Origin of the sequence: Lentzea sp. NBRC 102530 (genome assembly GCF_030269365.1) — a bacterium.
Lineage (GTDB): Bacteria > Actinomycetota > Actinomycetes > Mycobacteriales > Pseudonocardiaceae > Lentzea.
Map to the genome: position 1 here is coordinate 39,526 of NZ_BSTF01000021.1, position 22,539 is coordinate 62,064.

A 22,539-nucleotide genomic window follows, 5' to 3' on the forward strand; every position below is an offset into this window, starting at 1 on the left:
CATGGCCACCTGGGACGACGTGCGCAGGATCGCCACCTCCATGCCCGACGTGACGGAGCGGCTCCGCGAGGGCGTCGTCGACTGGCGGGTCAAGGAGAAGCTCTTCGTCTGGGAACGGCCGCTGCGGGGGACCGACCTGTCCGCTTTGGGGCCTTCGGCGCCGTCCGGGCCCATCCTGGCCGCTCGGGTGCCGGACCTGGGGGCCAAGGAGGCGTTGCTGGCTTCCGACTGCTCGGTGTACTTCACGACGCCGCACTTCCAGGGGTATCCGGCGATCCTCGTGCGGTTGGAGCACATCGGGGTGGGGGAGTTGGAAGAGTTGATCGTGGAGGCGTGGCACGCTCGGGCGCGGCGGCGGTAGTGGAGTTCTTCTGCTTCCACCGGGACCGGCCCGGGTCGATGCCGTTGCGCCGGCAGCTGCTCGAAGCGCACTGGTCGTACATGGACGGGTTCGAGCTCATCGCGCGTGGCCCGACCTTCACCGATGGCGTCCTGACCGGAAGCGTGCACGTCGTCGAGGTGCCGGACGCGGCGGCCGCGCGGGCGTTCGCGTTCGAGGAGCCCGTCTACCAGGCCGGTGGTTACCGCGACGTGCTGGTGCGGCGGTGGCGCAACGTCCTCGGGCGCACGATGTGGGACTCGCCCGGTGGTGGAGGGCACCTGGTGCTCGGGTTCGGCGCCGGGGAGGCCGTCGATCTCGTGCCGCCCCGGCCCGAGGGGCTGGTCGCGTACGGGCCGTTGCTGTCCGACGACGGCACGGCGTGGCTCGGGACGGCCGCGTTGGTGCGGGCAGCGGAACCGGCGTCGGTGCTGAGCGCGGACCGGTACGACGCCGTCGAGGTGCACGAGTGGGAGCCGGGCGGGCGGCGTTAGAGAGCCGAAACGGTGACCACCTCGCCGTAGCGCGGGTAGAGGGTGTTCACCAGGAACTCGTGGGTGGCCTGGTCCGGGTCGGCGCACGCGTCGGACAGGACCGTGAGGGCGTAGTCGCGGTCCATCGCCTCTCGTGCCGTGCTGAGGACGACGCCGCTCGTGCTGATGCCTGCCAGCACCAGCGAGGTGACGCCACGGTCGGTCAGCTGGGCATCGAGGTCTGTGGTGGTGAACGCGCCGATGCGCGTCTTTCGCACGACGATGTCGTCCGGCTGTGGGGCGAGCTTTTCGTGGAACTGGGTGGTGGCGGCGTCCGCGTGCATCGAGTCACGCACCACGGAGGTCGCCATGCGGGCCATCACGCTCGTGGAGGGGATGGCCGCGAAGTCGTCGTCGGTGAACGCCACGCGCGCCCAGCCGACGTGCCCGCCATCGGCGCGGACCTTCTCGACGGCGGTGGAGACGTTGCCCAGCAACGCTTCCGCGCCCGGGATGCGGCCGACGATGCCGTTCTGGAAGTCCATGACGAGCAGTGCGGTGGTCATCGAACACCTTTCAGGGAGCGGTCGAGCACGTTGACGAGCAGGAACAGGACGCTCGCGACGACCAGGAACGCCGCCAGCCCGTGCAGGCCGCCGGTGTCGGCGCTCTCGCCGAACACGAGGCCCTGCGCGGTGGACGAGACGATCGCGCCGACGTAGCCGAACGTGCGCAGCAGTCCCGCCGCGGCACCGACCGAAGCCGGATCCGCCTGGCGGTACACGGAGTTCTGCAGCGCGAGGCTGTTGAGGCCCTGCGGGACACCGGTGATCACCACGACCAGCAGTAGTATCCACAGTGGACTTGACGCGCCGAGGACGAACAGCAGGACACAGGCGGTGATCTGGGCGAACGACGACACGATCAGCTTGCCGCGCACGGCCTCACTGCGGCCGGTCAGGGCGGAGACCAGGATGCCCACGCCGAACATCGGCAGCATCACCAGCCCCGCCTGGCCCGCCGTGAGGCCGCGGCCCGCCTCCAGCCACTGGGTGAAGCCGTAGACGAAGCTGTACGACACCAGGTACGCGAGCAGCGCGCGGCCGTACGTGATCAGCAACGGCCGGTTCAGGCCGCTGAGGTCCAGCAACGGTTTCCGCGCCACCGAACTGGGCCGCGAGCGCGGGAAGTACCGCCGGCCCAGCAGGAACGCCGCCAGCGCCAGCGGGACGTTGATCGCCAGCGTCGAACGCCAGCCCCCGAAGTCGACCAGCAGACCGCCGAGCGGCGGGCCGATCACCGAGACCGTCTGGGTGGCTATGGCGAGGATTGTCAGAATGCCGCCGGGACTGTCCTCGCCGGTGCGGTCGGCCTCGTCGCGCAGCAGGCGCATCGCGGCCGGATAGCCGGCACACGTGCCGAGGCCCAGCAACACGCGCGCGACGACGAGCACCACCAGGTTCGGTGCCAGTGCTCCCAGCACGCCGGCAACGCCTACGAGCGCGGTGGCGGGTAAGAAGAGCCGGCGCGGGCCGTAGGTGTCGATCAGGCGACCCGCCACGGGCTGACCGATGGCGGTGGCCACGTACAGCGAGGTGATCAGCCAGGCGGTCGCGGACGGCGGCTCGCCGAACGACGCCCCGATCGGCACCAGCGCCACCGACAGGATCGTGGTGTTGATCGGGTTCAGCACGGCGCCCGCGACCAGCGGCGTGATGAGCCGCCGGTCGAAGCCCGTGGCGGCGGTCATTCCTCCACCACGCGCTCCAGCAGCGTCAGCGCCTCGGCGATCACCTGCCGTTCGGACTCGCTCAGCGCTTGCGTCAACGCGTCGGTCAGCCACTCGATCCGGGTGGCGCGGGCGCCCTGGGCGGCCGCGCGGCCGTCGGGGGTGAGGGTGATCAGCTGGCGGCGGCCGTCGGACGGGTCGGCGGCGCGCTGGATGAGGCCCTGCTCGTGCAGCGCGGTCAGCGTCTTGGCCATCGACTGCGGCTTCACGCGTTCGGCGCCCGCGAGCTGGCTGGCGGTCGACGGTTCGCCCAGCAGCAACAGCCTGGCCAGCGCCGACGCCTGCGGCGCGGTCAGGTCGTCCACCGACGACTCGTCCTGCAACCTGCGGCGCAACCGTCCGACGAGCACGCGCAGCCGCTGGTTGAGGGCGACGGGTTCGGTCACAATAGACAGCCTAGACTGAACAGTCTGGGCTGTCGATCGGTCAGTAGCTCACGAACCGGTAGTGCAGCCCGCTGCTCGACTCCAGCCACTCGCCGACGCTGACCGGCTCGCGGTCCACGGCCGGCGCGTAGGTGTCGCCCTCGAACTCCTCGCGGATCTCGGTCACCTCGACCCGGTCGGCGAACGGCAGCGCCGCCGCGTACACCGCCGAGCCGCCCATCACCCACAGGTCACCGGTGACGTCGGCGAGGGCCTTCTCCAGGCTGTCGAAGGTCTCCACGCCCTCCTGGGGCGTGCGTGACAGCACCAGGTTGCGGCGGCCGGGCAGGGGGCGGAAGCGCGGCGGCAGCGACTCCCAGGTCAGCCGTCCCATCAGGACGGCCGCGCCGGAGGTCGTCTCCCGGAAGTGCTTCATGTCCTCGGGGAGGCGCCACGGGATCGCGTTGTCGCGGCCGATGACGCCGTTCGCGGCCTGCGCCCAGATCAGCCCGATCACACCGCCACCGGCGCCTTGATGCCGGGGTGCGGGTCGTACCCGACGATCTCGAAGTCCTCGTAGGAGTAGTCGAACAGGGAAGGCGCGTCCGCCATGCGCAGCGTCGGGAACTCGCGGGCCTCGCGGCTGAGCTGGAGCTCGACCTGCTCCAGGTGGTTGTCGTAGATGTGGCAGTCGCCGCCGGTCCAGATGAAGTCGCCGACGCCGAGCCCGGTCTGCGCGGCGATCATGTGCGTCAGCAGCGCGTACGAGGCGATGTTGAACGGCACGCCGAGGAACAGGTCCGCGCTGCGCTGGTAGAGCTGGCACGACAGCTTGCCGTCGGCGACGTAGAACTGGAAGAACGCGTGGCACGGCGGCAACGCCATGTTCGAGATCTCGCCGACGTTCCAGGCGGAGACGATGATCCGGCGCGAGTCCGGGTTCGTCCGCAACGTCTTCAGGACCTCGGCGATCTGGTCGACGTGCCCGCCGTCAGGCGTGGGCCAGGACCGCCACTGCACGCCGTAGACAGGGCCGAGCTCGCCCTCGGGGGACGCCCACTCGTCCCAGATGGACACGCCGTGCTCCTGCAGCCACCGCACGTTCGAGTCGCCGCGCAGGAACCACAGCAGTTCGTACGCGATCGACTTGAAGTGCACCTTCTTGGTGGTGATCAGCGGGAACCCGGCGGCGAGCGGGTAGCGCAGCTGGTGGCCGAAGATCGACCGCGTGCCGGTGCCGGTGCGGTCCTCCTTGCGCACGCCCTCCTTCAGGACGTGGCGGAGCAGGTCTTCGTACTGCGTGTCGGGCATGCCCCGAACCCTAGCTCCAGCGGTTGAACGAAGTCAGCTTCGACACCTCGCGTCGTTTCGCCACCGAGAACTTCTCCGCCGGGTGCCCGAGGGGGACCATCGCGGCGATCTCCCACTGCGCAGGCACGCCGAGCAACTCCAGCGCCTCGGCCTGGTGGACCCTGATCACCGTGGTCAGCGTGGTGCCGAGACCCAGCGCGCGGGCGGCCAGGCAGAAGTTCTGGACGGCCGGGTAGACCGACGCGTGCACCGGTCCGATGTCGATGCCCTCCACCAGCGACGGCGTGCGCGGCATGAGGAAGAACACGATGACCGGGACGGACGCCACCGTGTCGGCGAGGTGGTTCGCGGACCGGCCGATCCGCAGGCCGACGGTGTCGGTGCGCGCCGGCGCGATCTCGGTGTACCTGGTGAACGCGCTGCGGTAGAGCTTGCCGACCTCCTCGCGCACCTCGGGGTCGGTGACGACGAGGTAGCGGGTGGGCTGGACGTTGCCGCCCGACGGGGCCTGCTGGGCGGCGCGCAGGCACGTCCACACGTCGTCGTCCGACACCGGCTCGCCGGTGAACCGGCGGATGGCCCGCGTGGTCATGATCGCTTCGAGGGCGTCCATCAGAACCTCGACATGTCCGGGCTGAGGCCCAGCCTGAGCATCGAGTAGGTCTCCAGCATCCGCCGTGACACGACCGTGTGTTGTGCGGCCACGTTCACGTCGCGCAGGCACCGTTGCAACGCCGACGACTCGAACACCGAGCTGCCACCGCCCGCCGCGAACGCCCGTTGCGTCACGTCGACCGCCTCGCCGGTCACGAACGAGCAGGCGAGCCGCAGTCGTGCCTTCACCGGGTCGGGGGCGGGGTCGCCGTGCAGCGCCGATTCCCAGGCGGTGCTCAACGCCTCGTGCAGGAACGCCGCCGAGGCTGAGAGCCGGGCCTCCATCACGGCGAGTTCGATCTGCACGCCGGTCTGCTCGGCGAGCCGGGTGGTCGCGTACTGCGGGGTCTTCTCGGTGGCGAGCGCCTCGATCTCGTCGATCGCGCGGCGGGCCACGCCGAGGCACACCGACGCGACGCCCGCGGCGAGGAAGCTGAAGTACGGGAAGATCGTGATCGGGCCCTCGATGCCGGGCGTGCTGCCGATCGGCCAGATGGCGCGGTCCGGGGGCAGGAAGGCGTCCTGCACGGAGAACTCGTGCGAGGCCGTGGCGCGCAGGCCGGCGGCGTGCCAGGTGTCGTGGATCGTGACGTCGTTGCGCGGATACACGGCCAGACGCGGGCCAACGGGCGTGATCGTGCCACCGATGATCCACGACGAGTACGCGACGGCGCTGCCCCAGCCCCAACGGCCGGTGACGCGGTAGCCGCCGTCGGCCTCGACCGCCCTGCCGAGCGGTGCGGCGGTGCCCGCGATCAACGCGCGAGGGTCGCCGAACACCTCGTCGGCGGCGTCGGTCGGCAGGTACCAGGCGAGCGACGACGAGATGGTGGTCGTCATCGCGGTCCAGCCCGTGGAGGCGTCCGAGCGCGACAGCTCCTGGACGGTCCGGCTCCACTCGGGCAGGCCGGTCTCGGCGCCGCCGTAGCGCTTCGGGGCGATCAGGCGGTGCACGCCGTGGTCGACGAGCGCGGTCAGCACCGGTTCGGTGAGGGCGCGCTGCTGCTCGGCCTGGGGTGCCTCGGCGCGGATCAGGGCGTGGAGATCCATGCGCGCGATCTTGCCCCTGGTCCTACAGCTTGGCGAGCGCCTCAACGAGTGGCTTCAGCTCGGGCGTCTCGGTGGCCTCGGCGAGCGACTGCGCGAGGACCTCGTCGTGGGTGGGGCGGGCGTCGGCGAGCAGCGCGTGGCCCTTCTCGGTGACCTCGGTGTAGATGCCGCGCCGGTCGGTGGGGCAGAGGTAGCGGGCGAGCAGGCCGCGGTCCTCGAGTCGCGTGACCAGCCGGGTCGTGGCTGACTGGCTGAGCACGACGGCGTTGGACAGCTGGTTCATCCGGAGGTGGAAGCCGTCCTGACGGTTGAGGACGTCCAGAACGGTGTACTCGCTGACGGAGAGCTCGTGGGCCTTCTGCAACGCGCGCTCGAGGCGGTCCTCGATGCGGGCGTGCAACGCCGCGAGCGTCCGCCAGCCCTGCGCGCGCGCCTGGACGGCGTCGTCGTCCAGTGACATAGGTCAACCCTTCTCGAATAGACAGCGTGTGCAACTATTGCGTACGCTTGTAATCGTCTTCAACAAGTCTACCGGGGAGAGACATGGATCTGTCGGGACGCACGGCACTTGTGACGGGCTCCACCGCCGGCATCGGCTTCGCCGCGGCGGAGGGCCTGCTCAAGGCGGGTGCCGCGGTCGTCGTCACGGGCCGCAGCGAGGAGACCGTGGCCGAGGCCGTCGGCAAGCTCAGCGGTCACGGTGACGTGCGCGGGGTCGCGACGGACCTCGCCACCGCCGAGGGCGCGGCGGCGCTGGTCGAGCAGGTGCCCGACGTCGACGTGCTCGTCAACAACCTGGGCATCTACGGCGCGAAGCCGGTCTTCGAGATCGACGACGCCGAGTGGCAGCGCTACTTCGACACCAACATCATGTCCGGCGTCCGCCTGGCCAGGCACTACACGCCCCGCATGGTCGAGCGCGGCTGGGGCCGGGTGATCTTCGTCAGCAGCGAGTCCGGCGTCTTCACGCCGACCGAGATGGTCCATTACGGCATGACGAAGACCGCCCAGATCGCGATCTCGCGCGGCATGGCCCAGGAGGTCAAGGGCACCGGCGTCACCGTGAACTCGGTCCTGCCCGGCCCGACCCTGACGCCCGGCGTCGAGGAGTTCATCCGCGACCGCGTCGGCGACGGCGGCGAGGCGGAGTTCGTCCGCACCGAACGTCCCACGTTGCTGCTGGGCCGTCTGATCCGCCCCCACGAGGTCGCGAACCTCATCACCTACGTCGCGTCGGACCTGTCGTCCGCGACGACCGGAGCCGCGTTGCGCGTCGACGGCGGCACCGCACCGACGCTGATTCCCTGATCACAGTAAGGATTTCGCTTTGAACACCGTGAAGCTCAACAACGGCGTCGTCATGCCCCAGCTCGGCTTCGGCGTCTGGCAGGTGCCCGACGCGGAGGCCACCACGGCCGTCGCGGAGGCGCTGAAGGCCGGCTACCGCAGCATCGACACGGCCGCCGCCTACGGCAACGAGGCGGGCACCGGCGCGGCCATCGCGCAGTCCGGTGTGGACCGTGACGAAGTGTTCGTCACCACCAAGCTGTGGAACGACGACCACGGCTACGACTCGACGTTGCGCGCCTTCGACGCGTCGATGACCAAGCTGGGCCTCGACGTCCTCGACCTGTACCTGATCCACTGGCCGACCCCGGCGCGCGACAACTACGTCGACACCTGGAAGGCGTTCGTGGAGCTGCAGAAGGAGGGTCGCGTCCGCGCGATCGGCGTCTCCAACTTCCAGCCCGCGCACCTGCAGCGCCTGATCGACGAGACCGGCGTCACGCCCGCGGTCAACCAGATCGAGCTGCACCCGTACTTCCAGCAGGCCGACGTGCGCGCGTTCAACGCGCAGCACGGCATCCAGACCGAGGCCTGGTCCCCGCTCGGCCAGGGCGGTGACCTGCTGACCGACCCGGTCGTGCAGAAGATCGCGCTGGCGCACGGCAAGTCCACGGCCCAGGTCGTGCTGCGCTGGCACCTGCAGATCGGCAACGTCGTGATCCCGAAGTCCGTGACGCCGTCGCGGATCCAGGAGAACTTCGACGTGTTCGGCTTCGAGCTGGCCGACGCCGAGGTGGAGGCGATCGCGGGGCTGGACCGGGGCGGCCGCATCGGCCCGAACCCGGACGAGCTCAACTAGTTCTCGCCGGACAGCGCGAAGCCCCGGACCGCATCTCCGCGGTCCGGGGCTTCGCCGGCGACGAGCCGAAAGCACGGAGGCCGTCGAACCCCCGGTTCGACGGCCACAGCACTCAGGCCCGCATGACTGTCGCGATCGGGATCCGCGCCGCCCGGATCGCCGGGATCAACCCGCCGAGCACACCCGCGACCAGACCCGCGATCACCCCGGCGACGCCCGCCTCCCAGGGGAACGTCGTCCCCTCCAGCGACGGGAACCGGCTGCCGAACATCATCAAAGCGACGTGCAGCCCGGCGACTCCGGTGCCGATCGCCAGCCCGGCTGTCAACAGGCCGGTCAGCAACGTCTCGGCGAGCACGATGCCCGCGAGCAGCAGCCGGGACATGCCGACCGCGCGGCGCAGCGCGAACTCCTCGACGCGTTCGCCGACGGTGGCGAGGCCGACGTTGAGGATGCCGGCGACGCCGATCAGCAGCACCATGAAGGCCATGCCGAGGAAGATCAGGCGCATGATCCTCAGCTCGGACTCCATGTTCTCCTTGGACTTCACGACCTGGAAGTGCAGCTGTTCCTGCGCCACGCCCGCGGCCACGATCTTCGACTTCAGCAACTGCTGGAGGTCGTCGGTGCCAGGCTCGAGGTAGAGCTCGAGGCTCGTGCCGCCGCCGCGGAACTTGTCGACCTCGCTGGGTTCGACGCTGGACGGCATCCAGGTGCGGAGCTCGTCGAGGCGCATGTAGGCGCGCGGCTGGCTGTAGCCGTCGGTGACGACGCCGAGGATCTGCGGCGTCATGTGGTGCGTGGCGCCGTCGACCATCATCTCGCCCGGAACGCGGTACTGGTTGAGACCCTTGGCGGCCTCCTCGTTCAGCACGATGCGCGGAGCCAGTGAAGGCGTCGAACCGAACTCGAGCCAGCTGCCGGAGACCGGGCGGAACGGCTTGAACGGGCGGATGTCGCCGGTCAGTGCCACCAGGCCGACCTCGATGGCCTGGCCGGCCGGCTTCTTCTCCTGCTGCTTCTGCTCGGTGCAGGTGCCGTTGGCGTCGCAGTAGACCATCGGGCCGCCGTAGTCGCCGCCGCGGCCCGCGTACTCGAACGGCATGCCGCCCTCGTTGACGGGGCGCACACCCGGCTCGCCGATGACGGCGCGCGAGCTGATCATCGCGACGGCGTCGGTGCGGCCCTTCAGGGTCGACTCGACGATGCCGGGCGCGCCCTTCTCGCCGGGGACGTAGCCCATGATCGTGCCGTCTTTGCCCGCCTGGAGCTCGATGTTGGTGAGCATCGCCCGTTCGGCGATCTCGGAGCCCGCCTGCACCGCCACGACCGCGAGGACGCCGAGGAACAGCGACACCATCGACAGGAACGTGCGCAGCTTGCGGGCGCGGATGCCCTGTCCGCCGATGACCACGGCGGACCGGAACTTGCCGGAAAGCATCAGTTGAACCGCCCGTCGCGCAGCTCCATCACGCGGCCCATCTTGCGCGCGTGGTCGTGGTCGTGCGTGACCAGCACGAGGCCGCAGCCCTGCCTGGTCGTGTTGAGCAGCACCTCGACGACGAGGTTGCCGGTCTCGGTGTCGAGCGCGCCCGTGGGCTCGTCGGCGAGGATGATGCGCGGCTGCCGCACCAGTGCGCGGGCGATCGCGACGCGCTGCTGCTCACCGCCGGAAAGCCTGCTGGGCTTGGACTTCGACAGGTGCGCGATGCCGACCTGCTCCAGCGCCTCCTCCACCTGCTGCTTGCGCTTGCGCCGCGACGACCAGCCCTGGCCGTTCACCAGCGCCATCGCCACGTTCTGCGCCGCGGTGAGGTGCTTGAGCAGGAAGAAGCGCTGGAAGACGAACCCGAACTCCGCGCTGCGCAACGCCGCGGCCCTGCGTTCGGCGAGCTTCGTGATGTCGTTGCCGTGCAAGAGGTACTGGCCCTCGTCGGCCTTGTCGAACAGGCCGATCAACGACAGCAGCGTCGACTTGCCCGAACCCGAGCGGCCGAGGATGGCGACGCTCTGCCCCGCGTGCACGGTGAAGTCCACACCGGACAGGATCGTCCGCGGTTCGCCTTGGCCCTTCAGGACTTTCGTGATCCCGGTGAGCTGCAACAGCGGCGCCTGGGCCGGCTGCACCTGCACGGTCGGCTGGTCGAAGGACTGCGTCATCACGGTCCCGTCGGCTTGCTCTGGTCGCCGCCCTGCTGCTGGCCCTCCGGCAGGTTCGGCCCCGGCACGGCCAGTTCCTCGTCACCGGTGAGACCCGACTTGATCTCGATGACCTTGCCGTCGGTCAGGCCCAGCGTCACGTCGGTGGTGCGGCGCGAGCCGTCCTGCGCGATCACGTCGACCTTGCCCTTGCCCTGCTGTCCCGCCACGGCCTCGACCGGCACGACCAGCGCCTGTGCCGACTTGCCCGTGGTGACCTCGATCGACGCGGTGGCGCCGTTGATCATCTGCACGTCCGCCGGCGCCGTGCACACGATCCGCAGACCCGTCGAGGAACTGGGCTGCTGCTGGGGTTGTTGCGGTTGCTGCGGCTGGTCCTTCTTCTCGCCGTCCTTGGTGTCCGGCGTCACCGGGGGCTTCTCCGGGATGGTGCCGGACGGCAGCGCGGCGATCGTGCCGAGCACGGTGCACGGGAACGGGCCCGGGCCGTTCTTGATCTGCGCCGTCACGTCGGTCAGCGCGCCGTTGATCTTGTACGCCTGCTGCCCGTCGATGTCGCCGACGAGCGCGTACCCGACGTGCTTGGCGGACGCGATCGGCATGCCCGCCGTCACCGTCGCCTTGTCGTCCACCAGCCTGCCGCTGAACGTCGACCCCGCCGGGGCCTCGACGTAGTTCGGTGTCTGGTCCTTCCACACCGTCGCGACCCGGATCGGCCTGGTCGGCGTGCCGTTCGGTGCCGGTACGTCGAAGTACCTGACCTGCCCCGCGACCGGCGCGACGAGCCCGAACGTCGGGTTCATCTCGACCTTGCCCGCGATGCTGAGCTTCGTCGTCAGGTCCTGCTTGGTGGGCTTGACCTTGGTCATCTGCGTGCCGCGCGGTGCCAGTTCCGGATTGGCCTGGTCCGGACCTGACGGACTGCACGCAGCCACGCTCACCGTGACCAGCGCGCACAGCGGCGCGAGAACGAATTTGCGCACGAATGTCCCCCATGTCGTTTCAGCCAACCTACCGATAAGGACACCTGATACCTCGGGGAGGTTGCATCGGACTTTCGGCCGATGTCGCATCGACCTGCCGGTCATGGGTAACCAGCCGGTGAGCCGGAAGGAGAACACCTGTGAATGCGCTTGCCGTGGTAACCGGTGCAACGAGCGGTATAGGTTACGAACTCGCGAAGGTGATGGCGGACAACGCCTTTGACGTCGTCGTCGTGGCCGAGGACGAGAGGGTGGACGACACCGCCGCGCAACTGCGGCTGCGCAGCGGAGGTGTGCGGGTCGAACCGGTGCGTGCGGACCTGCGCGCCTACGAGGGGGTGGAGTCGCTCGTCGCGCGGATCCGCACGATGGGACGTCCCGTCGACGTGCTCGCGGTGAACGCGGGCGTCGGCGTCGGCGGGGACTTCGTGCGCGACACCTCGCTCGGCGACAACCTGGAGATCGTGGACCTGAACGTCCGCTCCTCCGTGCACCTGGCACACCGCCTGATCGGCGACATGGTGGACCGCAAGCAGGGCAGGGTGCTCTTCACGTCGTCCATCGCTGCCACCGCGCCGGGCCCGTTCCACTCCGTCTACGCCGCCTCCAAGGCGTTCCTCGCGTCGTTCGCGCAGGGGCTGCGGGAGGAACTGCGCGACACCGGGGTCAGCGTCACCACGCTGATGCCGGGCCCGACCGACACCGAGTTCTTCGACCGGGCGGGCATGCAGGACACCTTGGTCGCCACCGGGGAGAAGGACGATCCCGCCGAGGTGGCGCGGCAGGGCTTCGAGGCGCTGATGAAGGGCGACGACCACGTGGTGGCGGGCTCGCTCAAGAACAAGGTCCAGGCCATCGCGGGCAAGGTCGCGCCCGACACCGTGAAGGCGAGGATGATGCGCACCATGACCGAGCCCGGGTCAGCCGAGCAGTGACGACCGGGGCGCTCGCGGGTTCGGCGTGACGCCGTCGCGCCGGACTCAGCGGCCGAGCGCGGCGGCGTACGCGGACAGGGATTCCCGGTCGGGCTGGCCCGTCTTCGCGATGAGCGACGCCACGTGCTTCTCCACCGTGCGCGGTGAGATGTGCAGGCGCGTGCCGATCGCTTTGTTGCCCATTCGGTCAGCCAGCAGCACGAAGACCTCGAACTCGCGCACCGTCACGCCGTGCCCGCGCAGCTGGGCCGGCACCGAGTCGGTGCCGCTGCGCCGTTGCTGCACCGGCACTCCCGCCTGCCGCAACAACCCCCGGCACGCCGACGCGACCGCGGGCACCGTCGCCTGGTGGAAGAACTCCTCGGCCGAGCGCAGCCACGCCACCGGATCCCCCCACCCGGCCGCCGAACCCGCCACCAGCCGCAGACCGAGGTGCCGGGCCAGCGGGTACGGCGCGGCGGCCTCCTGGGCGCGCTCGAACGCCTCCAGGGCCTCGTCGAACCGCCCGCCGCGGCCCAGCAGCACCGCGTGCGCGAGGTCGGTGAACTGACGGTTCCAGCGCATCGCGGCGGCGGACGTCGCGGTCAGTTCGTCGTACTGCGGCCAGTCGAACCGGCCGTCCAGCACGCCGAGCAGCACGCGCAGCCCGTGCGTGCCGGACAGGTGGAACGTCGAGGGGTTCTGCGATTCCAGGTCGAGCGCGCGGTCGAGCTCGGTCATCGCCAGGCCGTGGTTCTCCTCCAGCAACGCGCAGAAAGCGCGGGCGAGGCCGAAGCACAGCGGGTACTCCTGCGCGCCGCTCTTCGCCACGGCCTCGAACTCGCCGATGGCGTCGTCGGTCCCGGCGCGGTCGCCCTGGTGCGCGGCCAGCACGGCCTTCGCCATCAGCAGGTAGCGGGTCAGGGCGTGGAACCGCAGGCGCGTCGTCGTGCGCAGGCACCGGTCGATCTGCCCGGCGGCCGCCGCGTAGTCGCCGGTCAGCACCGACTGCAGCGCGAGGATCGCGTCCACGTTGTGCGCCACCGTGATCGCGCCCACCCGGCACGCCTGGGCGTGCGTGCGGTCCAGCGACGCCGTGCTGCCGTGCCGCAGCCAGTCGTTGCCCGCCAGCCGGACGAGCGCGTAGACGTGCTGGATCGGCAGCTGGTGCTCGTCGGCCAGCGCGAGCGCCTTGCTGAAGCACGCGTTCGCCTCGTCGATGTCCTGCTCCCGCGCGATGATCCCGAGCAGCTGCCACGCCTCGCACGCCACCATCGGCAACCCGGCGCGGTCGGCCGCGAGCGCCGCCTGCCGCGCGAGGCCCGCCGCCGACGAGATCCGGTCCGCGCTCGCGATGTTCAGCGCCAGGTAGGCGGAGTTGACGTCCAGCTGCGCGGTGAGGTCGTCCGGAGCGTCCGGGCCGAGCAACGTCCTGGCGATCCGGACCTGCTCCGCACCCTCGGTGAACCACCCGGCCAGGTAGGCCACCCTGGACAGTCGCGTGTGGACCTTCGCGCGCAGGGAGCCCTGCAGGTCACCGATTTCCAGGGCGAAGGCGCGTTCGAAGTCGCCGGTCTCGGCCAACGCGGGCAGCAACGTGTCGAGCACCTCGGCCCGTGCGGCGCAGGAGTCCTGCAGCAGGTCCTGGGCGCGGTCCAGCAACGCGACGGCCGACACGGCGGCACCACCGGTCAGCGCCCGCTTGCCCGCCTCGGCGAACAGGAGTCCCGCCTGCGCGCGGGAACCGGCGTCGAACCGCAGCTTCGCGACCAGCGGGCACCAGTCACCGGGCAGGCCGGGGTGCAGGTCCTCGATCGCGTCCGCCGTGCGCGCCGACAGGTCCACGCGCTCGGCCGGGGTGAGCTGCGCCAGCAGCGCGTCGGCGGTCAGCGGGTGCCGGAACGCGTACCAGTCCGGCGCGGGCTCGTCCGGCGTCACGAGCTGCGCGGCCACCCCGGCGTGCAGGTGGCTGAGCAACGCCCGGTCGTCCGTCCCGGTCACCTTCTGCACCACCGAAAGCGGGAACCGGTGCCCCAGCACGGCCGCGATGGACAGCACCTCGCGGCCCTGCGGCCCCAGCCGGTCGGTGCGGTGCGCGACGCTGCGCACGAACGCCGCCGGCACGGGCAGTTTCAGCGAACCCAGCACCTGCCAGCCCTGCGCGCCCGCGACCAGCAGGCCGCCGCTGACCATGCCGTGCAGCAGTTCCTCGATGACGAACGGGTTCCCGGCGCTGTCCGTCCACAAGCGATCGACCAGCTCGGCCGGCACCAGGTCGCTGTCCAGGCAGGCGGACGTCATCCGCCCCACCTCGTCCTGCGAGAGCCGGTGCAGTTCGAGCAGCCCGCCGGAGCCGCGTTGCACCATCCGGTGCACGAGTTCCAGCGCGTGACCGGGTTCGGTGCGGATCGTCGCCAGCAGCAGTACCGGCTGGTCCTCCAGGTTGTCCGCGAGGTACTCGACCACCGCGAGCGTCTCCGCGTCGGCCTCGTGCAGGTCCTCGAGCACCAGCAGGCACGGCGTCTTGCGCGCCACCGACGCGAGCAGCCGCAGCACCGCCTCGGCCAGCACGACGACCGACTCGGTCGTGGACCTGTGGTCGTGCCAGTCCGGGATCAGCGTGCCCAGCACCGGTTTGTACGGCCCGAGCGCCGAGTCGTCCGGCGGATCGCCGCGGAACAGGCCCAGCAACGCCTCCGCGATCGGCCGGAACGGCACCATCGGGCCGATGGTCGTGCCGCGTCCTTTGAGCACCCGCATGCCCGCGTCGTAGGCCTGGCCCGCGGCGAACCTGGCCAGCCGCGACTTGCCGATGCCCGCCTCCCCGGTGAGGAAGACGGCGCCACCGCGGGACTCGCGCGTCTGGCCGAGTGCCCCCGTGATGGCCGTGACCTCACGATCACGGCCGACCACGTGGGGGGCTCGGGTCTGCATGTCTGGACCCTAACGTTCCCTGGACAGGTTCCCTATCGGCTGCCCAGGCGTATTCGGGGTGAAACTTTCTTACTTGTCGCTCACCGTCGTGTCCGAGATGGCTGGGGTGATCGCCACGAACGCGCTCATCGCCATCGTCAGACCCATCAGCGCACGGGCGCGCGCACCCGCGAACGTCTTGGGTGCGAGCTCCATCTCCCCGATCGCGTCCTCGGCCGGTTCGTGCTGGTCGGCGGTGCGGTGCAGGGACTCGTTCATCGGGAGTGCTCCTCTTCTCGGGGTGGGTGGGGCAACAACACGGACGGGATCGGGAACCCTTGCCGCAGCAGACCGTGGCCGATGCCGGCCAGGCCCGTCAGCAGTCCGGGTGAGGGGACACCACCGGGCGTCGCGCAGTGCGGTCCGTTTTCTTCCAACGCTCCCAGCAGCAACGCCGTGCGCCGGGTCGCGGCGCTCGGGTGGTGGGCGGCCAGCGCCTCGACCACGCCCAGCTCGCCGTGGCAGAGACTCATGTCCCGCAACGGTTCCCGGGACGCGAGCAGTCCGGCGAGGCGTTCGTCGTCGCGCGCGAGGGCGACGCCGGCGAGGCCAGTGCACCAGCCGGTGTCGGTCGGGTCGAGCGCGTCGCACTCCAGGAGATCGCGTGCAGCCATTTGAGACGGTTCGTCACGAACCGTTGCCGCGTAACGCTTCAGCGCCCATCCGACACCCGCACGGCCGCGCGCGAAACCGCTTGCGGTGGTGAAGGACCTACGCAAAGTAGAGGCGTAGTGATCGGCCAGTTCCAGCGCTTCGGGCGTTCCGACGGCGAGCATGGCGGCCAGCGCGCCCGCCACGCCGTCCACGACGCTGCACGACGAGTCCTCCCGGGGCATCAGGCACACCGCCCGCGTGAGCAGGTCCGGGTCGAGACCGAGCAACGGCGTGAGGCGCGCGAGGCCGTAGCTGATGCCGCCCAGGCCGTGGATCCCGCCGCCCGCGGCCGCGACGAGTTCCGGTTCCGCCGCGAACAGGTCCAGCAGCGCGGACAACGGCCGCAGGGCGTCGCGGGCGAAGTCGACGTACCGCGCGGCACCGGTGAGCGCCCCCAGTTCGGCGAGGAACAGCGCCACACCCGTGTAGCCGTTGGTGAGGCTCGCGCCGAGCGGTTGCACCGTCCAGTGCCGGTCGTCGACGAGTTCGAGGCCGAGCCAGTTGACCCGGTCCCTGCCGGTGACGGCGTGCGCGAGGATCTGGTCCCCGATCCCGCACGCGGCCGACAGCAGCCGGGCCGGGTCGGGGTCGACGGGTGCGGCGTGGGCCGCGACGGGGACACCGCTGTGGTGAGACACCGGTCGCGGGCGCGAGGCCAGCAACGCCGTGATCACCCACTGCTGGTCGTGCCGGTCGACCTCGCTCATCGCGAGGACCTTGCGGGTGACCGCGTGCAGCCCGGGCTCCGGCAGCATCCCCGGCAGCCGGAGCCCGGACGCGGTCCACAGGTCGGTCGAACCCGGCCTGCACGTGAACAGCGGCACGTCGCCGCGCCACAGGTCGGACACCTCGAACGGCACCAGCCGGTCGAGCAGCGGATCGTCCACCACCAGCACGCCGAACGCCAGATCGCGGTCGAGCGCGTCGGCGAGCACGGACGGATGCGTGGACTCGTCGAGCAGCCGCGCGTACTGCCGTGTCGCGCGCGCGATGAACCGCACTTCTTCGTCGGCGCACTTCCGGACGAGCCGCAACAACTCGTCCCTGTGCGCGACTATCGCGTCGTAGGCCGTCTGGAACCCGGCCAGCAGCGAGTCCTGGTAGTCGGCGGGCTCGGCGTGGACGCCGTCCAGCACCGGCCGATTGGCCGCGCCGCTCGCCGTCTTGGGACGCCGGACCAGGCGCATCCGGTCCGTTCCAGCATCGGCCCAGTCGACGGCGTCGGTCGGCGACAGCACGCCGCGGTCGCCGCCGACCCCGGACACGTCCGCGACGCCGTTGTCACCCAGCAACACGTGCGGCAGCAGAGCCGTGCGGTGCACAGAGTCGACCAACGCCCGTGCGGCCGGATCGGTGTCCGGCGTGAGAGTGGGGTGGAAGAGCGTTTCGACGTCCACGAGCACCGGCTGGTCACCACACGCGATGAGGTTCTCGTAGTGCATGTCCGTGCCGTCGACCGCGTAGAGCAACGCCAGCAGCGCGCCGAGCCGTTGGTAGAACTCGGCGACCCCGGCCACGTCCGCGCACGGCTCGTACGGGATGTGCTCGAGCCAGCCGTAGCCGTCGCGGGGGAGGAGCCTCGGGGTGCGGAAGGTGATTCCGGTCCGCGTGGAGAGCCAGTCGAGCTGTTCCTGGAACCGCGTGTGCAGCCCGATCGGCCGCGGCCGGTAGACGAGCTTCGCGCCGGTCTCGAAGGTCAGGATCGCCACGGTCCGGCCCTGCTGGTGCGCGTCACCCCGGCCCGACTCGACCGACACCAGCGCGCCGGGGTCGTGGCCCGCGAAGATCGTGCGGACGATCCGCCCGCGATCACGGGTGAACCGCGACGCCAGCTCGTGGTGCGTGGACACCGCCTGCTCACAGGCCTGCGCGAGGAGCCGCGCGAGCACCGGGTAGCGGGTGAAGATCGCCGACAGGTTCAGCGTGCGGGTGAACTCGGTGAACCGTTCCTCGCTGGTCGGGCTCGTGAGCGCCGGCTTCGCGCGGTGCAGTTCGAGCACGAGCGTGCGCGCCGCGATGCCGACCAGCCGCGTGCCGAGCTGCTCGGCGAACGCGGCGTCGAACGGCGGCGCCACCTCGGCCCTGGACGCGTCGATCAGCGGGCTCAGGGCGTGGGCGAACGCCGCTGTCCAGCTCTCGCCGGTGCTGGTCTCGGCCGCGGAGGTCACCCGGTCAACGTCGCATGCGCGGGCGCGCGGCACATGGGGACCAACCCCCCAGATTTAGGTGGGTGAGGTGAATATGGGGGATCGCCACCCATGTATTGCCGCCCGATCGGCCCGAGACTCGACGTCGAGGGAGGGAACGGGATGAGGGAGTTCGGAGAACTGCTGCGCACGCATCGCATCGGCGCGGGCCTCACCCAGCAGCAGCTGGCTGACTTCGCGATGGTGAGCGTCCGGGCGATCCGGGACCTGGAGTGCGGACGCACCCGCTCGCCCAGGGCGGAGACGGTGAGACTGCTCGCCGACGGCCTGAGGCTCGACGAGGGCAGCCGCGCGGACCTGCAGCAGGCGGGGGGACGGGCGGCGGGACGCACCGCCGTGGCACCGCCCGCGCCGGCCGGGTCGTCCGGGGTGATCGTGGGACGTGAGGCGGAGACGGCGGCGCTGATGGCGTTGCTCACGGAAGGACGGCCCGGGGTGGGGGCTCCTGGCGGCCTGGACGTGAGCGGTGGCGCGGACGGCCTTCGGGACGTCAGAGGTGGTGCCGGCGGTGCGCGTGGTGGCGCGGGCGGCCCGCAGGACGTCGGCTCCGGTGGTGCGGGTGGCCGGCAGGACGTCGGCTCCGGCGGTGCGCGTGGCACGGGTGCCCGGGACGTGGCCGGGGTCGTGTTCGGCGCGCCCTTCGACGTCGCGCGGCGGCTGATCACCATCACCGGCGTCAGCGGCGTGGGCAAGACGCGCCTCGCCCTGGAGGTCGCGGGCGAACTGCACTTCCGGCACGGCTGGTCCGTGCTGTGGCACCCGGCGCAGGCGAACCCGTCCGTCGACGACGAGCAGAACACCGTCCTCGTCACCGACCAGCGGCCCGACCCGCGCCTGCTGGAGGCGCACCCGCGCCTGCGGATCGTCGTCACGGCACTGGAACCCACCGGCCTGCCCGGCGAGCACCTGTTCCCACTGGGCGCGCTGGGCGACGACGCGGCGGTCAAGCTGCTGCTCACGCACGTGCACCGGGTGCGGCCGGCGTTCCGGCCGGAGCCCGCCAACCAGGCGGCCCTGACGGGACTGGTGCACGAACTGGACGGCCTGCCGTCGGCGCTGGAGTTCGCGGCCGGGTGGTTCATGGTCTACTCGCCGCAGCACCTGCTGGAACGGCTGCGGTCCAACCCGCTCGACCCCACGTCGGCCCACCTGCGGGACTCGCTGCGCCGCTCGCTGTCCACTTTGGACGAAGACGGGCGTGCGCTGCTGGCCCGGCTGGCCGAAGGGGAGGACGGCGGGCACGGCGGGCCGATGAGGGAGCTGTGCCTGCGGGGCCTCGTCCGCCGCGCCGGACCCCGGTACGAGGTGCTGAACCTCGTGCGCGCGGCCGTGCGGGAACCGGTGTCAGGGCCACACCTCTCCGCGGGAGTGGCCCTGAGCTGGCCGGTCTAGGAAGACGCCGTTCAGAAGGCAGCGGTGAGGCAGGCGAGGCGGTCACCGGCGGTGCCCGCCTTGCCGTGCTCGGTGCTGGAGTGCGTGGCGTGCACGATCACGGAGTTGGCCTCGCCCTTGCGGAACTCCCACTGCACGCTCGCCTTGCCGGTCGCGGCACCCGACGCGTCGGTCGTGAAGTCGAGCCAGATCTCGTTCTCCGCGTTGGCGTACTCCGGGTCGACGCTCGGCGACACCGGGTCCTTCTGGTTCTGGTAGTGCGGGCCCGCGTCGGCTCCCTTGGCACCGCACGGCTTGGTGTGCACGTGCGCGCCGTACTTCGTGTTCGGCAGCAGGCCGGAGACCGTCAGCTCGACGGCGGTCCGTCCACTTGTGACGGACGAGCCCGTGGAGAGCTTGGCGCCCACCGGGATGCGGGCCACGTCGTAGGTCACGCCCGCGGGCTGGTTCCCGGTCGCGGCGGGGGCGGCCACCGACGTCTCGGCGATCGGCTTGATCGCCGGAGCGGGCGGCGCGGCCGGGGGAGCGGTGGGCGACGACGAGCAGGCGGCCAGCCCGCCGATGAGCAGAACGGCACCCGCGAGGGTCGCCACAGACGTGCGCATGTCTCTCCTTGGTTCAACTGCGTTCCAGGTTCCCACCCCCTCCACGTCCACGATCGGGCGACTGGTTCAGATCAATCGAGACGAGGTCCGCGAACGCCTGCCGGTAGGCCGCGCACAGGTGGTAGCCGCCGTGGGTCTCCACCGCGTCCGGTGCACCGTCGGTCTCGCCGGCGCGGCGGTCGCGCGGGTTGTCGTCCCAGCCGTGCACCGGGAACCCGAGGTAGTCGGTGCGGCGCCACAGGTTGAGCCAGCTCTTCCCGAGCAACTCCGACAGCCCGCCCCCGGGAGAAGATCCCGGCGCACGCCCCCACGGATCGCACGAGAACATCGCGCCCGCCCGCACCGGCGGCACGCCGAGCACCGCGGGACCCAGCAGTTCCGGGAAGATCCGCCCGAAGTACGGCCTCAGCTGCACGCCGTACGTCAGCAGTTGCGTCCGTCGCAAGTAGCCGGTGGGCAACGCGTACAGGGCCGCGACGGCCAGCACCGCGCCCAGGCTGTGCGCCGACAGCACGACCCGGTTCTCCGGCGAGGAGTCCAGGAACTCCCGCGACCGGTCCGCGATCTCGGGCACCGCGCGTTCCGCGTAGCAGGGCGGTGCGAACGGGTGCGCCGTGCGCGGCAGGAAGCACATCAGGTCCCACACCAGCCCGAGCGGGCGCCGGTTCGTCAGCATCCCGGCCCCGACGAACGACCCGACCACCGCCACGCCCGCGAGCCCGGTCACCCAGTCGCCCTTGCCGACCACCCACGCGACGCCCCACCACGACGCCCACGACGGCGCGGCGAACGTCAGGTAGGTCGTCAGCAGCAGGGAAAGCACGCCCAGCAACGACAGCGCGCCCGCCACGTTCTCCGCCCGGTGCGCCACCGCCACCACGTGCCGCACCCGCACGACGAGCGCGTCGGCGTCGCCGTCCAGCACCGCGGGCGTGATCAGCCGCGACAGCAACACGAACGCCTGCGCGAGCACCAGCAGGACCAGCGGTACCAGCGCACACGCGAACGCGGCGGAGAACCACGAGTAGAACGACGGCACGACCAGCCCGGTGCCCACCCAGCCCCGGAAGGTCAGCACCAGCACCGAGGACAGCATCACCGACGTCAACAACGACAACCCCAGCAGCACACCGGGCCCGGCTCCGCGCCACGCCTGCCACTCGTCCCCGGCCCGCGGTCGCGCCCGCCACGCCAGCGCCCCGCCGAACACCGCGGCACCGACCCAGGCGAGCGGAACCCAGTACGTGGCGACCATGAACGCCACGAACAACACCAGCAGCACCAACGGCCCCTTGGCGTCGTTGCGCCGCCACGACCACGCCGCCATCACCGACCCGAGCAACGCCACGACGACCACCGGCGGACCCCACGACGTGAGCCACAGCGGGCCGTCGAAAGCGGGCTCGGCCAGGTACAACCCGAACCCGTGCACCGCCAGCACGACCACGGCCGCGACCATCAGCAGCCACGACCACAGCCCGCCCTTCTCGCGCGTCGGCACGTCCGGGCAGTCGGCCGTCGTCACCACGACCCGTGCCGTCACGACCGCGAGCACCACGCCGGCCAGCACGGTCATCACGGCGAAGAACCCGTGCTGCCACAACGCGGTGCTGGTCACCAGCACCACGACGCAGCACCCGGCCGAGATGTGCAGCCGCGACAGCCGCCGGATCCGGGGACTGCCCTCCCACATCGACCTGCGGCTGAGCACCACGCCGTCCCGCGGTGCCGGCTCCACCCGCGCCGCCGCCGACTCGTACCTGCTGCGCGACAACGACGTCAGCGCCAGCAACCCGAGCAACAGCACCAGCGGCACGGCGGACGCGGCCAGCACCCGGACGTGCCGCGCGGGATCCCCGAGCACGTCCAGGAACTCCGGCACCCGCTTGCACGTCACGTCCGGCAGCGAACACTGGACCGCGAAGACGTCGATGGCCACCTCGCACACGGCGAGCACCAGCAACACCGTCAGCCCCAGCCCGAACAGCCGCGTCGACGCCGCCCCGCGCCCGGCGTTCCACCACGCCATCCGGCGCGCGCCTGTGTACGAGCCGTCGGGCAGTTTCCGGGACCAGTAGGCGACGTTCGCGAGCCCGAACGGCAGCAGCAGCGCCCATCCCACGCGCCCCAAGGCGTTCGCGAGCACCGACGGCACCCCGCTGCCCGGCACCCCGGGAGTGCTGCGCGCCATGCCGCCCCACGAATACGCCTCGCGCCGCACGCCTGCGGGCACCTGACCGGCGTGATCCGGTGGCAGTTCGGCGAGTTTGTCCGGGTTCGGCCGCCAGAAGCTGCCGAACCGGTCCCCGCGGAACTGTTCCACGGCGTGATCGGGGAGGCCCAGCATCGCGTCCGGTGGCGTGTTGTTCACCCCGTGTATGCGAAGTTCCAGGACGCGTGCGGACATGGCGCCTCCCCTTTACTCCAGTTGTCGTCCCGAAAACTGCTCCGGTTAGCGGCCGAACGGGTGAAAAAGGTGTATCC

General features: G+C 71.0%; 22 protein-coding genes. 6 read left to right on the forward strand and 16 right to left on the reverse strand.

Annotated elements, in window-relative coordinates; translation table 11 throughout:
* The first annotated feature begins 1 nt into the window (after position 1).
* Both QSK25_RS39025 and QSK25_RS39030 read left to right on the forward strand, forming a co-directional pair.
* The gene (locus QSK25_RS39025) at positions 2-361 is read left to right on the forward strand and encodes an MmcQ/YjbR family DNA-binding protein (RefSeq protein ID WP_285645983.1); all 360 of its coding nucleotides are present in this window, start codon (positions 2-4) and stop codon (positions 359-361) included.
* Entirely contained in the window at positions 334-873 is a 540-nt protein-coding gene (locus QSK25_RS39030; protein ID WP_352236861.1) for a YciI family protein, read from the forward strand. The genes QSK25_RS39025 and QSK25_RS39030 overlap by 28 nt, the downstream gene beginning before the upstream one ends.
* Here QSK25_RS39030 and QSK25_RS39035 read toward each other — a convergent pair.
* The 8 genes from QSK25_RS39035 to QSK25_RS39070 are packed head-to-tail and all read right to left on the reverse strand — an operon-like array spanning position 870 to position 6,481.
* A complete protein-coding gene (locus tag QSK25_RS39035; RefSeq protein ID WP_285645985.1) occupies positions 870-1,418 on the reverse strand; it encodes a cysteine hydrolase family protein in 549 nt (182 codons plus the stop codon). The genes QSK25_RS39030 and QSK25_RS39035 overlap by 4 nt on opposite strands.
* A complete protein-coding gene (locus QSK25_RS39040) occupies positions 1,415-2,602 on the reverse strand; it encodes an MFS transporter (RefSeq protein WP_285645986.1) in 1,188 nt (395 codons plus the stop codon). Before QSK25_RS39040 ends, QSK25_RS39035 begins: the two co-directional genes overlap by 4 nt.
* Positions 2,599-3,027 (reverse strand): MarR family winged helix-turn-helix transcriptional regulator, encoded by a 429-nt coding sequence (locus QSK25_RS39045; RefSeq protein ID WP_285645987.1) that lies wholly within the window; start codon positions 3,025-3,027, stop codon positions 2,599-2,601. Before QSK25_RS39045 ends, QSK25_RS39040 begins: the two co-directional genes overlap by 4 nt.
* Before the next feature lie 40 nt (positions 3,028-3,067).
* Positions 3,068-3,523: a dihydrofolate reductase gene (locus QSK25_RS39050; RefSeq protein WP_285645989.1), complete on the reverse strand. Its 456-nt coding sequence runs from the start codon at positions 3,521-3,523 to the stop codon at positions 3,068-3,070.
* Positions 3,520-4,317: a thymidylate synthase gene (locus tag QSK25_RS39055; protein WP_285645990.1), complete on the reverse strand. Its 798-nt coding sequence runs from the start codon at positions 4,315-4,317 to the stop codon at positions 3,520-3,522. The genes QSK25_RS39050 and QSK25_RS39055 overlap by 4 nt, the downstream gene beginning before the upstream one ends.
* A 10-nt stretch (positions 4,318-4,327) precedes the next feature.
* On the reverse strand, positions 4,328-4,930 hold the full coding sequence (locus tag QSK25_RS39060; protein ID WP_285645991.1) for a nitroreductase family protein: 603 nt from the start codon (positions 4,928-4,930) through the stop codon (positions 4,328-4,330).
* Positions 4,930-6,021, reverse strand: coding sequence for an acyl-CoA dehydrogenase family protein (locus QSK25_RS39065; RefSeq protein WP_285645993.1), 1,092 nt, complete (start codon positions 6,019-6,021; stop codon positions 4,930-4,932). Before QSK25_RS39065 ends, QSK25_RS39060 begins: the two co-directional genes overlap by 1 nt.
* Before the next feature lie 22 nt (positions 6,022-6,043).
* Positions 6,044-6,481 carry a MarR family winged helix-turn-helix transcriptional regulator gene (locus QSK25_RS39070; protein ID WP_285645995.1) on the reverse strand — a complete coding sequence of 146 codons (438 nt, stop codon included), beginning with the start codon at positions 6,479-6,481 and terminating at the stop codon, positions 6,044-6,046.
* A gap of 83 nt (positions 6,482-6,564) precedes the next feature.
* On the opposite strand from QSK25_RS39070, the gene QSK25_RS39075 reads away from it, so the two are divergent.
* Both QSK25_RS39075 and QSK25_RS39080 read left to right on the forward strand, forming a co-directional pair.
* On the forward strand, positions 6,565-7,329 hold the full coding sequence (locus QSK25_RS39075; RefSeq protein WP_285645996.1) for an SDR family NAD(P)-dependent oxidoreductase: 765 nt from the start codon (positions 6,565-6,567) through the stop codon (positions 7,327-7,329).
* A gap of 52 nt (positions 7,330-7,381) precedes the next feature.
* Entirely contained in the window at positions 7,382-8,167 is a 786-nt protein-coding gene (locus tag QSK25_RS39080; protein ID WP_285646155.1) for an aldo/keto reductase, read from the forward strand.
* A gap of 112 nt (positions 8,168-8,279) precedes the next feature.
* On the opposite strand, the gene QSK25_RS39085 is transcribed toward QSK25_RS39080, so the two are convergent.
* From QSK25_RS39085 to QSK25_RS39095, 3 genes are read right to left on the reverse strand one after another with little or no spacing between them, the layout of a single operon-like run.
* Complete coding sequence (locus QSK25_RS39085; RefSeq protein ID WP_285645997.1) at positions 8,280-9,608, reverse strand: ABC transporter permease; 1,329 nt, start codon at positions 9,606-9,608, stop codon at positions 8,280-8,282.
* Positions 9,608-10,327 (reverse strand): ABC transporter ATP-binding protein, encoded by a 720-nt coding sequence (locus QSK25_RS39090; RefSeq protein WP_285645998.1) that lies wholly within the window; start codon positions 10,325-10,327, stop codon positions 9,608-9,610. Before QSK25_RS39090 ends, QSK25_RS39085 begins: the two co-directional genes overlap by 1 nt.
* On the reverse strand, positions 10,327-11,310 hold the full coding sequence (locus QSK25_RS39095; protein WP_285646000.1) for an efflux RND transporter periplasmic adaptor subunit: 984 nt from the start codon (positions 11,308-11,310) through the stop codon (positions 10,327-10,329). Before QSK25_RS39095 ends, QSK25_RS39090 begins: the two co-directional genes overlap by 1 nt.
* Before the next feature lie 155 nt (positions 11,311-11,465).
* Between QSK25_RS39095 and QSK25_RS39100 the strand changes: the two genes are divergently transcribed.
* Positions 11,466-12,245: an SDR family NAD(P)-dependent oxidoreductase gene (locus tag QSK25_RS39100; RefSeq protein ID WP_352236880.1), complete on the forward strand. Its 780-nt coding sequence runs from the start codon at positions 11,466-11,468 to the stop codon at positions 12,243-12,245.
* A gap of 45 nt (positions 12,246-12,290) precedes the next feature.
* On the opposite strand, the gene QSK25_RS39105 is transcribed toward QSK25_RS39100, so the two are convergent.
* The 3 genes from QSK25_RS39105 to QSK25_RS39115 form a co-directional block, all read right to left on the reverse strand.
* Entirely contained in the window at positions 12,291-15,158 is a 2,868-nt protein-coding gene (locus QSK25_RS39105; protein WP_285646004.1) for a helix-turn-helix transcriptional regulator, read from the reverse strand.
* A gap of 69 nt (positions 15,159-15,227) precedes the next feature.
* Positions 15,228-15,416 carry a hypothetical protein gene (locus QSK25_RS39110; RefSeq protein ID WP_285646006.1) on the reverse strand — a complete coding sequence of 63 codons (189 nt, stop codon included), beginning with the start codon at positions 15,414-15,416 and terminating at the stop codon, positions 15,228-15,230.
* Positions 15,413-18,019, reverse strand: coding sequence for a type 2 lanthipeptide synthetase LanM family protein (locus QSK25_RS39115; RefSeq protein ID WP_285646008.1), 2,607 nt, complete (start codon positions 18,017-18,019; stop codon positions 15,413-15,415). Before QSK25_RS39115 ends, QSK25_RS39110 begins: the two co-directional genes overlap by 4 nt.
* A 141-nt stretch (positions 18,020-18,160) precedes the next feature.
* Between QSK25_RS39115 and QSK25_RS39120 the strand changes: the two genes are divergently transcribed.
* Entirely contained in the window at positions 18,161-19,450 is a 1,290-nt protein-coding gene (locus QSK25_RS39120) for a helix-turn-helix domain-containing protein (RefSeq protein WP_285646010.1), read from the forward strand.
* Positions 19,451-19,461: 11 nt separating this feature from the next.
* Here the strand turns inward: QSK25_RS39120 and QSK25_RS39125 are convergent, their stop codons facing one another.
* Positions 19,462-20,055 carry a superoxide dismutase family protein gene (locus tag QSK25_RS39125; RefSeq protein WP_285646013.1) on the reverse strand — a complete coding sequence of 198 codons (594 nt, stop codon included), beginning with the start codon at positions 20,053-20,055 and terminating at the stop codon, positions 19,462-19,464.
* Between the two features lie 13 nt (positions 20,056-20,068).
* Positions 20,069-22,462, reverse strand: coding sequence for a hypothetical protein (locus QSK25_RS39130; RefSeq protein ID WP_285646015.1), 2,394 nt, complete (start codon positions 22,460-22,462; stop codon positions 20,069-20,071).
* Positions 22,463-22,539: the final 77 nt, after the last annotated feature.